This window comes from Pedobacter sp. AC190, assembly GCF_979258025.1.
Map to the genome: position 1 here is coordinate 1,643,816 of NZ_OZ409824.1, position 12,218 is coordinate 1,656,033.

Here is a 12,218-nt window from a genome sequence, read left to right on the forward strand (position 1 = left end):
AATCATATTGTATTTGATCGGTTATTATTACCCCTCAAGGTTCATGAACCATTGCTGAGCCCTGTTGATGGCGACTTCCACTATATGTAGTTCGCTTACTTCTCTTGTATTTTTAAGTTCATTGGCAATCTCTAGTGCTTTCTCTCTCACCCTTGGGTCGAGGTCTTTCATTTCCATCGGAAAATTCTGTTCTGTCCAGGCCATTTTATATATTTTTTGTTGTTTAAATTATTTTTGAACCATGCCCGAGAGCACATTAATTGTTAGGGCCACAATGACCGTATTGAAAGCAAAAGAAAGTACCCCATGCATCCAGGCAAGTCTGCGGATACGTTTGGCGGAAATTTCTACATCGGATACCTGAAAGGTCATTCCAACCACGAAGGCGAAGTAAACAAAGTCCATGTAATCCGGATCTTGCCCGCCAGGAAAGATGAGTCCGCCCGGCTTTTCTACTTTCCCTTTCTTCTCATGGTCGATGTCACAGTAATAAAAATGTGCATATCGCATCGTAAAGACGGTATGGACAAGCCACCACGAGCTGACCACGCAAAGCAGGGGAACGATGATCTCCGTCAACATGCTCTGATCAGTCTTATCAGAATTCTCCCGCAGCAGCATGATAATGGAAAAAAGACTGGCGAAAGCAGCGGCAACGGCAAATAAAAAAATAAATGTTCTGCTTGAATCCTGGGCATGGGCATCGTGTTTGATCTGACTGGGATGAGCGGAACGAATCGTTATCCAGACAAGGATGATGCTCGTGAGCGCATAACTAAGCCATGCAATCATCCACCTGAGCGAATTCTCCAGTTCCACAGCATAGCATATTCCGAGGGCAGTAATGGCAACACCAAGCGAGATGTAAAGCTTATGATGGGCATCGAGTTGGCTGATTTTTTTTACGTTTTGCATTGGCATTGATTAAATGATGAGTCCCAGAACCATAAATAATAGAAATCCGGCGAAAAAGGCGGCTGTGAAAAATGGGGAGTCCTTTTCTTCATGGGCTTCCACCAGCAGTTCCTCAGTAACTAAAAACAATAAGGCTGCGCTGCCAAAGGAGAGCACGAGCTCTAACACTTTTTCTCCTGTAAAATGCAGCATGAAAAAACCACCTGCGGTTCCCAATAAAAAAACGAGTCCAAAAATCAAAAGGATGCGCATCAGCCTGCTTTTGGAACTTCCAAGTTTGGTCAGCCTGGTTCCTACCGCAAGGCCAAGCGAAAGGCATTCCATGGCAAGCGCCAGTGCAAGCAGGGTTCCTTCTTTTGATCCTGCTGCAAATCCGATCCCGAGGAGAAGCCCATCCAGCAACAGGTCAATGCCTACTGCAATTAGCATTCCCCATGGCAAAAGCTTTCCATCATTTGATCCGCCCATTTTAAGTTCAAGCCTGGCGGTATACCATTTGATGACTAGCATGGCCGAAATACCCAGGGTAAAGCCTATTATGATTGCGGTGGTATCATGGATCCTGATCATATCAGGCAAAAGTTCCACTGCAACCACAGAAAAGACCACTCCCGCGGCGAAGTGAAGGATCGTACTCTGCAGCGCGACTGTTGGCTTTTTCCAGGTAACAATCATGCCTCCGATCAATAGCAGAATAACCGGAACGACTGCAAACAGCAGTATATTAACTGATATCAGTTGATTAACCTGCATAGCTCTTTTTTAAATAAAGGTTATAGGCATAAAAGGAAAGATATCCAAGGGCGAGGCTAAAGCCTGCACCGAAAATAATTTCGCTGGGATAGTTCCAGCTATTATAGGCCCTGCTATACATGTAAAGCAAAGCCCAAAGTCCAATCACCCCATTTAGAATCAAATGGCGCCTGCCAAAGAACAGGACCATGAGAATCGCGAGACCTGCTGCAATAGAAGGAATCGGAAGACAACCGTAAAGCTCACCCGCACCATTGATACTGATTTTAAGTTCGGTTTTGAAAGATTGGTCGTATAGGGGCCTCAGATGACCAAAAATCCTATTTAAAGCCGTCAGGCTTCCTATTGAAACCAATAAATAAATAAGAATAAAAATGACTTTTCTTAAGAATCTGACCCGGTCATAAGCGAGTAGCATTAGTAAGAGGAAACAATAAAAGGGTATCCAGAACCAAAAGCTAGCTGACTCCTTTAATACCAGGTCCCAGAAACGAGAATGCTTTTCATTGGCCAGAAAAAGCAGAAGCTCATCTTGGTTTTTAAGATAGCTTAAAATATGGGTATCGGCAAACGTAAACATAGCCATCAGACCTAAAAAAACTAAGCCTGTAATTAGAACCGGAAATGGAATCTTATCTTTCATGTTTTTATCGAAGGTTGTGGCTGCCTGTTATTTATGAGGTAAATTGGAGGTAGATCAGGAATATTGCCGATACTGCCATCAGCAGAAATGTTGCCAGGCCAAGGATATTGGAAATTCTGCCGTTGGTAAATTCTCCCATAACCTTTCGGTTATTGGAAATGTGCAACAATATGGCAATGATCACCGGCGAGGTCACACCATAAAGTATAGCCGTGTAGAGCAGTGCATCCACGGGGCTGATTCCAATATAGTTCATTAGTAAGCCCAGAATTACCGATACAATAATAACTGCGTAGAATGGCTTTGCCTGATTGAACTTCCTGTCCAGGTTGCCTTTCCATCCGAATGTCTCAGAGATGATATAGGACAAGCTTCCGCTGAGTACGGGGATTGCAAGAAACCCTGTTCCGATCACCCCGAGGGCAAAAAGAAGGTAAGATGCTTTCCCTGCAACGGGTTCAAGTGCTTTGGCAGCCTGCTCCACGGTATCGATCTGACGAATACCCTGGTTATACAAAGCAGTTCCGGTAGCCAGGATGGTAAAAAACATAATCATGTTGGAAAGCAACATACCCAGGTTCACGTCCAGCGACATCTTGCTGATGAGTAGTCCGAGGAGTTTGTTTTCTTTTTTCTTATGTTCCTCGCCTGTGAGTTTTTCCCCATTGATACTGACCAGTCTTTTATTGACCATCATCTGCCTTTTTACAGACTTTACATCCTCAGCTTCCATTGCAGTCTGCCAGAAAAAAAGATATGGTGATATGGTCGTTCCCAGAATCGCTACCAACATGCCAATAAACTCCTTGTTCCATTTGATAGTTGGAATAAAGGTAGCCTTCATCACGGCTGCCCAATCGGGCTTGGTAAAAAAGGGAACGATAATATAAAGCATTAGTGTCAGGCACAGATACTTTAACACCGAGACGAATGTTGAATAAGGCAGGTAGATGATAAAAAATAGCAGAATCCCGGTAAACAGCACACTGAAAATTATGGCATGGATACCAGGAAATATAAGATGTGCCACTGCGCCCATTCCAGCGATATCAGCGCCTATGTTTAGCACAATAGCGGGAACACTGAATATAATCATCAGGTACAGTACCCATTTGGGATAGTGGTTTTTAAGCGTAGTGGTCAGGCCGACCGTTGTGATCAGCCCGATCCGAGCACAGATCTCCTGAATTGCTGCCATCAGGGGAAATGTGATGATCACTGTCCAAAGTGTTGCAAGGCCATATTTCGCTCCAGCCTGCGAATAGGTGGCAATACCTGATGGGTCATCGTCACTCGCACCGGTAACGATGCCCGGCCCAAGGGCCTTCAGGAATTTTTTAACCTTTTTAACCATGCTTTATTTTTTCTTCCCTTTTGGAGTTTTCTTATTATAGCTATTATTATAAGCGAGAAGCCTTAGCGCATTGAATACAACAACAAGGGTTGAACCCTCGTGGGCAATCACCGCAGGACCGATTGTGGCGATCCCTGCAATAGTCAAGGGAATCAAAGCACCAACAACGCCAAGGGAAATCCATAGGTTCTGCTTAATGATACCTTTAGCTTTGCGACTGAGTCCGATAGCAAAGGGAAGGCTTTCCAGCTTGTCGCCCATCAGGGCGATATCGGCCGTTTCCAGTGCTACATCAGATCCTGCAGCACCCATAGCGATCCCAACTGTGCTTTTGGCCATGGCTGGAGCATCGTTCACGCCATCCCCCACCATGGCGACCATCTTTTCTGATTTGGCAAGCTTCTGTACCGCCTTCACTTTATCCTCGGGCATCAGGTTCCCCCAGGCCTCGGTTACCCCAATCTGCTTGGCTACCGCCTCGGCAACCTGTTGATTATCACCGGTAAGCATGATCATCTTTTTGATCCCTAGCTCGGAAAGCTCTTTAAGCACATTCTTGGCTTCATCCCTGGGAACGTCCATGAGAGAAAGTATACCAATGAAATTCTTTTCCACTCTGACCAGCATCGAAGTATGTCCACCCTTTTCCAGATCTTCAACCTGCTTTCTGATATCGTCCGGAATGCCATCTTTTTCAAAGAGCGCTTTGTTCCCAATGAATACCTTTTTGCCGTCCACCTCTGCCTGAACGCCCCTACCCGTGATCCCTTTCACGTTATGGGCCTGGGGAAGCGTTTTTTTCTTCATTCGCTCACCTGCCCCCTTAACAATAGCTTCGGCGAGCGGGTGATCGCTTAGTTTCTCTACGGCTATGGAGATAGCCATTAAATCCTGCTCATCAACACCGTTGAGCGGAATGACGTTTGTGAGCTGGGGTTTTCCTTCGGTAAGTGTGCCGGTTTTGTCAAATGCAATGGCATTAAGTGCACCCAGATCCTCGAGAGGTCTGCCGCCTTTTATCAGAACGCCACCACGTGCTGCCCGGGCGACGCCACTGAGCACCGCACTAGGCGTAGAGATTGCCAATGCACATGGGCTTGCGGCCACCAATACCGACATTGCCCTGTAAAAGCTTTTGCTAAACGGTTCATCGATCACCAAAAAGGCAAAACATAGTAGTGCTACCAGCACCAATACTGTTGGAACAAAATATTTTTCGAACTTATCGGTAAAAAGCTGGGTAGGTGATTTTTGTTTTTCCGCCTCGTTGACCATTTTCACCAAACGGGAAATGGTGGAGTCCTTAGCCTCGCGAATGACTTTTACTTCAAGAACCGAAGCGCCGTTTATGGTTCCTGCAAAAACGCGGAATTGCGGCTTAATCTTCTTATCGGTGGTGTAGTCGGTATCGGGGTCAGGAACGGGAGATTTATCTACAGGAACACTTTCCCCTGTGATTGGCGCCTGGTTAACGCTACCTTCCCCCTTCACAACAACCCCATCTGCCGGGATCTTGCTGTTTGGTTTAATGATAATGACATCCCCGAGCTCGAGTTCCTCGATTCTCACTTCGGATTCTTTACCACCTCTGACTACCAGAGCTGTAGGTGGTGCGAGGCTGATCAAAGCTTCGATACTTTTCCTGGCCTTGCCCATAGCATAATGCTCCAGGGCATGTCCCAAGCTAAATAAAAACAGCAGCAGTGCACCTTCAGCCCATGAACCCAAAATAGCCGCGCCTATTGCTGCAACCAGCATTAAAAAATCAATTTCAAACCCACCTTTCAGTATGGTCTCCACAGCTTCCTTGGCCGTAAAGAAACCACCAAAGAAATAGGCCGTTATGTAGAGCACCAGGCTTGCCCATTCTGGCACACCTTCGATGAAGGAAATCCCAAATCCTGTCCCTAAGGCCACCCCACAGATGATGGCAAAGATCATTTCGGTGTTTTTACCGAAAATCCCGCCATGTTCATGATCTTCGCCTTCTTCATTAGTATGGTCTTTATTTGAATCCTTTTTCTTAGTCGTTTCTTTTTTTCTATTAGGTTGCGTTTCCGGAGTGATGCGTTTTGCAGTTTTACTGTCTTGCTGAGTCTCCTCCTTTTTAACTTCTTTGGCATCCGGACCTTTTTCCCGGATTACGGGCTTTTTGCCAGTTGATTTAGTTTCAGATTTTTTATTCTTGTTTTCCATGTCGGGGTAGATTGATTTAATTGGATATTCAGTGCAAGAACTTGAGGTATACTTATCGCCTTTTTGGGATCATATTTTTCTTTAAAAAGATGCCTCCCTAACGAGGCACCTTATTCAACTGTGTGTACTGAAAAATATCTGTCCGGGAAGCTACTCTTCCTCGCTGTTCTTCATTTTGGACAGGAGATCGTAAGTTCCCTTTAATACGACCTTACCCGCGAAATCTCTTCCAGCGGGCATGGTTACTTCAATATAACCACCATCGGATATTCCTGTTGTCACTTCCACCATTTCGAAATGGTGCACTGTTCCACTGCTTGCCGTTGTAGCCCCGTTCTCCGCTTTCGCAGGTTCATTTGCTTTTTTATCTGCTGTATTTTTGACGAAAATGTATTTTTTACCCTCAAAGTCTACAACCGCTGCAGAAGGCAAGGCGGTAACCTGCATGGTACCGGTCTCGATTAAAGCCTTCAGGTAAGTACCAGGTATAAATCCCGTACTTCCCTGGGCAATCGCGTGAACGGTCACTGTTTTATCGGTATTGATCTCACCGCCCACCAGTTGCACGGTTGCAGTCCGTTGGGTTGAATCATTGGTCAGTGTAAAAAGTACCTTTTGACCTTTTTTGACCATCTGTGCATCCTTCTCAAACACATTTAGCTCGACGTGAAGGTTTGAACTGTTGACGATCTCAAACATTACATCGTTGGGTGCTACAAATTTTCCGGTATTCACGTTTACCTTGGTTACATATCCGCTGATTGGGGAATAGATATTCACCTGACTGCGGATGTTATTGGCGGTGAGCGTAGAGGGGCTGATGTTGATAAGCTGGAGGCGTTGTCTCAACGCATTTTCCCTGGCAAGATTCCCTTGATAAGCTGCTTTTGCCTGCTGCAGGGTCTTTTGTGCATTAACGTTCTGCTGAGCAAGAGTCTGCTGTCTTTTGTATTCTGAATCTGACAGCTCCAGTTGGCTCTTACTTTCAAGGTAGTCCTGCTGCATCTGAACAAATTCCTGGTTTTGAAGTATAGCGATCACCTGGCCCTTACTTACCTTTGTTCCCTGTAATAATGGAGTTGATTTTACGATGCCGCCCATCTGGGTCGTTATGCTAACCAGATTTTGCGGGGGAACGTCTATAAATCCGTTGACTTTGAGCATACCGCTGAGTGCGCGGAGTTCGGGACTTCCAAGTTCTACACCCACAGTCTTGAACTGTGACTGGCTGAGCTCTACAGAATTGCTTTCTTCAGTTGCCGTACTATCCGCAGCGCCTTCCGTTCCAGCGCCATCTTTTTCCTTGCTACCGCAGGAAGAGAGAAGCACCGCTAGTGCGGCTACATAAGATAATCGGCTTAGGATTTTAAATAATTTTTTCATTTTAATATTGTTATTGACCTTTTAGGTACTGTAATGTGTATACGGATTGATTGTATTGGTTGATGGCTTCCAGATAGTTGAAACGGATATCTGAGTAAGTTCTAAGGGCCTGAAGATATTCCACATAACCGATCTCCCCTGCCTGGAAGGCAATTTGAGATTGTTTTAAAATCAAGTTGGCATTTGGAAGGGCACTATTCTTATAATAGGCTATACTTCTGGAATTCTTTTGGAGGTCCTGAAAAGCCTGCTCATACCGCCCGCGCAGGTCAGTTTGGGAGAGGACAAAATCACTTTCTGCTACTTGTTTATCAATCTTTGCCGCCTTTATCCTGGAGGCAAAGGGTTTAAAGAAAAGTGGAATGGATATTCCAGCTGAAACACCCTGAAAACGCTTGCCACCATTGAAATAAAGGTCCTGGCCGCCAACGTTCTGGGCACCAATAATGGATTGATTGAAATAACCAACACTGAAATCGGGACCTGAACGTGAACGTTCCAGCCTGATGGCTTTATCGGCAATTTGAATCTGCTGGGCCTGAAGTGCAAGAATTGGATTTTCAGCGGTTACGGTATCGGTTGGATTGATGTTCCAGGATACCTGAGTAAATTCAGCATTCATAATGCTGATTTGTTCCCGGGTATTAAGTAAACGCTTAAGTTCAGCTGTGTAAGCTAAAATATCAGCTTCGTTTTTGCTCATCTGGTTGCGTACCTCATTGTATTGGGTTTCAGCTGTAGTTTTTTCCAGCAGATTGGTTTCCCCTGCCTGAAACCTTAGTGAGGCCGCTTTCAGGAAATTGCTATATACACTGTCCTGACTGTTGTAAAGTTTTCGAAGGGCAATAAAATACTCCAGCTGGGCGTATACAGTTTTTACCTGGTAGGACAGTTCCCTCTGGGTCACCTGCAGGCTGATCTCCGCTCCCCTGATTTGCGCATCATACAGATTACGCTGGCTTTTAAATAGCCCAGGGTAGGGAATGTTCTGGGATGCTGAGAAGTTATTGTCACGTTTAATGGTATTGATCTGTCCGTACTGTAGTTCGACAGTCGTTTTCCCCAGATCCGTTGAAGATCCGCGGAGTGCCTGTTGACGGCCAATCTGCAGGGTAGAGGACTTGACAGCCTGATTATTGTTCAAAGCGGTGTTCAGAGCCTGTTCGAGGCTCATGCCCTGATTGGGAATGGTCTGCGCTTGCGTCTGAGGAGACATTGAAAGCAGTCCGATGAACATTGCAATGGCAACTACAGTTGTTGGAAGGGCAGTTTTCTTGCTTTTCCAACCTTCAAAATAAGTATAAAGCACGGGAAGTACGATTAGGGTTAATATTGTTGAGGTAATCAATCCACCGATCACGACGGTAGCCAGCGGCTTTTGCACCTCCGCACCTGCTGCGCTTGATATCGCCATGGGAAGAAATCCAAGAGAGGCAACTGTTGCAGTCATCAACACTGGTCGCAAACGTATGGAAGTTCCCTCGAGTACAATATCGCGGATACTGTATTTATTCATTTTCTTGAGCCTGTTGAATTCCGTAATCAGAACAATTCCGTTTAGTACCGCCACCCCAAAGAGCGCAATGAAACCTACGCCTGCTGAGATACTAAAAGGCATTCCCCTTAAAAGAAGGCCAAGTATACCACCAATTGCCGCCATGGGAATAGCCGAGAAGATGAGTATGGATTGTTTCACAGACCCGAAAGAGAAATATAGCAACAGTAGGATCAGTAAAAGCGCTACAGGTACTGCGACAGAGAGTCTTGAGGTTGCTTCCTTCAGGTTTTCAAACTGGCCGCCATAAGTGATATAGTATCCTGCCGGAAGCTTGATCTGCTGATTGATCTTGGATTCAATCTCCGTAACCACACTCTGGATATCCCGACCGCGGACGTTAAGGCCTACGATAATCCTTCGCTTGGTATCTTCCCGCTGAATCTGGTTTGGACCGATCTTGAATTCGATTTGTGCCAGCTGATCCAGTGGTACCTGGTTGCCATTCGGTGCGGTTACGTATACGTTTTTAACATCATCTATCCCTTGACGATTTTGCTGGGAAAGACGCACAACGATATCATAACGCTGTTCACCTTCATAGACTAGCCCGGCGGACTGACCTGCGAATGCCGTGTTAAGAGCTTGGTTGACCGTGCCTACACTCAGCCCATATTGGGCGATGCGATCACGGTTGATTTTTACGACGATCTGCGGAAGACCGGTTGCCTGTTCAAGGTACAGATCCTTTGCTCCTTCCACACCTGAAACGATCTTACCTATCTTTTGGGAAATGCTGGTTAGTGCTTCAAGGTCATCGCCAAAGACCTTTATCCCGATATCCTGTCTTACCCCGGAGATCAGTTCATTTGATCGGAGCTGGATCGGCTGAGAGAAACCAAAGCTAACGCCGGGAACTTCTTCAAGTGCCTTGCTCATCATCTCTGCCAGTTCCTCCCTATCGTGGGTTGTTGTCCAATCTTTTTTATCCTTTAATACAATCGTCAGATCGCAGGCTTCCATGGGCATGGGATCTGTGGGAATTTCTGCTGCACCAACCTTTCCGATCACTTCTTTAACCTCAGGAAATTTTTCAACCAGGATCTTGGACGCCTGATTTACTTTGTCAATGGTCTGTGATAGCGAACTACCGGTCAATAACCGGGTCTCTACCGCGAAATCGCCTTCTTCTAAAGTGGGAATAAACTCTCCTCCCATTTTCGTAAATATGAAAACACTGATGGCCAACAGCACAACAGAGAATGCAACGACTAGAAAACGTCTGTTCAGCGCACCCTTGATCATCGGAGAATACTTACGCTGGAAAAAATCCATCATACGGTCTGAAAAATTCCTTTTATGTGCGCCCTTCTTACTCAAGAAAATAGAAGACACCATCGGCACATAGGTAAGTGATAATATAAAGGCACCCATGATGGCGAATGATACCGTTTGTGCCATCGGTCCGAACATCTTACCTTCAATACCTACCAGGGCAAGAATAGGAAGATAAACGATCAGAATAATGATCTGTCCAAATGCAGCAGCGCTCATCATCCTTACGGCAGATTTTTCAACCTGCTCATTCATCTCGGTTTGGGTATATGCCCTGCCCAATTTGTTTTCCGAAAGTATGTGCATGGTAGCTTCCACGATAATTACCGCGCCATCCACAATGAGTCCGAAATCAATCGCACCAAGGCTCATCAGATTACCCGAGACCCCAAAAAGGTTCATCATAGAAATCGCAAATAGCATGGCAAGCGGGATGACCGATGCAACCACCAGTCCGGCTCTGAAATTCCCAAGGAACAAGACCAGAACGAAAATTACAATTAACGCTCCTTCGATCAGGTTTTTGGCAACCGTGCCCATGGCCCGGTCAACAAGTGCACTTCTGTCCAAGAAAGGTTCAATGGTTACGCCCTGAGGGAGGGTTTTGCCGATACGAGCAATTTTTTCCTTTACCTGTTTAACAACATTGTTTGCATTTGCACCTTTCAGCATCATCACAATGCCTCCGACAGCTTCTCCTTCACCTTGTTTAGTCGCCCGGGTCAGAGCGCCATAGCGGATAGAACTTCCGATCTGCACGGTGGCAATATCATGTATGAGCACGGGTATACCATTTGCATTGTTTTTGACAACGATCTTGTTAATGTCATCGAGATTACCGACCAAGCCCTCACTCCTGATAAAATAAGCATTAGGTTTTTTGTCTATATAAGCCCCCCGGTATTCTGGTTATTTTGTTCAAGCGCAGCAAAAACATCACTGATGCTCAGGTTTAAACTTCTTAGTTTATCGGGATCTAGGGCAATTTCATACTGTTTTAGAAGGCCTCCGAAACTGTTGACCTCGGCAATGCCCGGAGTTCCCAGAAGCTGTCTCCTTACAATCCAGTCCTGTATGCTTCGGAGTTCACGGGCATTGAATTTCTTTTCGAAACCAGGCTTGGCATGGATTACATATTGGTAAATCTCCCCGAGTCCTGTTGATATCGGTGAGATTTCAGGATTGCCAAGTCCTGAGGGAATATTATTTTTGGCTTCAGCTAACTTTTCGTTTACTTGCTGACGGGCCCAATAAATGTCAACATCATCATGGAAAACGATGGTAACTACAGAGAGTCCGAATCTAGAAATGGAACGTACCTGTTCGATCTCAGGTATGGTGGACATGGTCTGTTCTACCGGATAGGAAATGAGTCTTTCTACCTCCTGGGTAGCTAGTGATGGGCTAAGGGTAATGACCTGAACCTGATTATTGGTAATATCGGGTACAGCATCAATAGGAAGTTGTCTTAGGGAATAAATTCCCCATGCGATCAGGCCCAATGTAAACAGTGCTACAACTAGCTTGTTCGCTATGGAAAACTGAATAATTTTTTTCAGCATTATTTGTTTAATTAAGTAAAAAATAAAAAAAACAGATCAACGCAAGAGATTGCCCAGCAAACAATTATGCAGGCAAAAATCAGCATCGAAATGAAAATCGATTTTTAACTTAATTTTGGCGGTTGCCAAACAGATAAAGGCAATGAGATAACCTCTCCCTTGTAAGCCTCATCAAATTCAGTGCTCACAGATGTAGAAATGATGACAAGACTATTGATAAGTAAAACTTCAGATGTTGTATTACAACAAGAACAAACACAGAATGGAGAGCATAAATCGCTGGTTTGATCACTTTTAGAATGTGTGGATACACTCTTTTCAGTAGAAGGAATATTCGACATTTTACCCATAGCAAATATGTCACTGCAAGGCATGCAGCTCATAGATACGATAATGAAGGATAAAAACAGAATATATTTTTTCATTCTGAAAAATTTAAGCAAATATATGCATTTATTTGCAAATACAAATTTTATGTTAAAAAACGAGATAGAAAATTAATGTGCTGTGTCGGGATGCACCCAAAAGGAATTTAAATATTTAATAATTTAATTACTGCGGGCTATCTATGGAGGCAAATAA

8 protein-coding genes and 1 pseudogene are annotated in these 12,218 nt (G+C 44.8%); all 9 read right to left on the bottom strand.

What is annotated here, in order from left to right; all coding sequences use genetic code 11:
• Positions 1 to 27: 27 nt before the first annotated feature.
• Positions 28 to 204, bottom strand: coding sequence for a DUF2188 domain-containing protein (locus ACZZZI_RS07205; protein ID WP_167335378.1), 177 nt, complete (start codon positions 202 to 204; stop codon positions 28 to 30).
• A gap of 24 nt (positions 205 to 228) precedes the next feature.
• Entirely contained in the window at positions 229 to 915 is a 687-nt protein-coding gene (locus tag ACZZZI_RS07210) for a DUF1345 domain-containing protein (protein WP_052266086.1), read from the bottom strand.
• A 9-nt stretch (positions 916 to 924) separates the two neighbouring features.
• On the bottom strand, positions 925 to 1,668 hold the full coding sequence (locus ACZZZI_RS07215; protein ID WP_039474389.1) for a ZIP family metal transporter: 744 nt from the start codon (positions 1,666 to 1,668) through the stop codon (positions 925 to 927).
• Positions 1,658 to 2,311 (bottom strand): phosphatase PAP2 family protein, encoded by a 654-nt coding sequence (locus tag ACZZZI_RS07220; protein WP_039474392.1) that lies wholly within the window; start codon positions 2,309 to 2,311, stop codon positions 1,658 to 1,660. The genes ACZZZI_RS07215 and ACZZZI_RS07220 overlap by 11 nt, the downstream gene beginning before the upstream one ends.
• Before the next feature lie 31 nt (positions 2,312 to 2,342).
• The gene (locus tag ACZZZI_RS07225; protein WP_463489038.1) at positions 2,343 to 3,665 is read right to left on the bottom strand and encodes an NRAMP family divalent metal transporter; all 1,323 of its coding nucleotides are present in this window, start codon (positions 3,663 to 3,665) and stop codon (positions 2,343 to 2,345) included.
• 3 nt (positions 3,666 to 3,668) lie between these two features.
• Positions 3,669 to 5,861 (bottom strand): heavy metal translocating P-type ATPase, encoded by a 2,193-nt coding sequence (locus tag ACZZZI_RS07230; protein ID WP_463489039.1) that lies wholly within the window; start codon positions 5,859 to 5,861, stop codon positions 3,669 to 3,671.
• A gap of 150 nt (positions 5,862 to 6,011) precedes the next feature.
• On the bottom strand, positions 6,012 to 7,244 hold the full coding sequence (locus ACZZZI_RS07235) for an efflux RND transporter periplasmic adaptor subunit (protein ID WP_039474397.1): 1,233 nt from the start codon (positions 7,242 to 7,244) through the stop codon (positions 6,012 to 6,014).
• Between the two features lie 10 nt (positions 7,245 to 7,254).
• Positions 7,255 to 11,636: pseudogene (locus ACZZZI_RS07240) on the bottom strand (CusA/CzcA family heavy metal efflux RND transporter).
• Positions 11,637 to 11,740: 104 nt separating this feature from the next.
• The gene (locus tag ACZZZI_RS07245) at positions 11,741 to 12,061 is read right to left on the bottom strand and encodes a DUF6660 family protein (RefSeq protein WP_131538569.1); all 321 of its coding nucleotides are present in this window, start codon (positions 12,059 to 12,061) and stop codon (positions 11,741 to 11,743) included.
• Positions 12,062 to 12,218: the final 157 nt, after the last annotated feature.

What these genes read in the sequence shown, in the direction of transcription:
- ACZZZI_RS07205 (WP_167335378.1), bottom strand. Translation starts at nt 204, where the DNA reads ATGGCCTGGACAGAACAGAATTTTCCGATGGAAATGAAAGACCTCGAC.
- ACZZZI_RS07210 (WP_052266086.1), bottom strand. Translation starts at nt 915, where the DNA reads ATGCAAAACGTAAAAAAAATCAGCCAACTCGATGCCCATCATAAGCTT.
- ACZZZI_RS07215 (WP_039474389.1), bottom strand. Translation starts at nt 1,668, where the DNA reads ATGCAGGTTAATCAACTGATATCAGTTAATATACTGCTGTTTGCAGTC.
- ACZZZI_RS07220 (WP_039474392.1), bottom strand. Translation starts at nt 2,311, where the DNA reads ATGAAAGATAAGATTCCATTTCCGGTTCTAATTACAGGCTTAGTTTTT.
- ACZZZI_RS07225 (WP_463489038.1), bottom strand. Translation starts at nt 3,665, where the DNA reads ATGGTTAAAAAGGTTAAAAAATTCCTGAAGGCCCTTGGGCCGGGCATC.
- ACZZZI_RS07230 (WP_463489039.1), bottom strand. Translation starts at nt 5,861, where the DNA reads ATGGAAAACAAGAATAAAAAATCTGAAACTAAATCAACTGGCAAAAAG.
- ACZZZI_RS07235 (WP_039474397.1), bottom strand. Translation starts at nt 7,244, where the DNA reads ATGAAAAAATTATTTAAAATCCTAAGCCGATTATCTTATGTAGCCGCA.
- ACZZZI_RS07245 (WP_131538569.1), bottom strand. Translation starts at nt 12,061, where the DNA reads ATGAAAAAATATATTCTGTTTTTATCCTTCATTATCGTATCTATGAGC.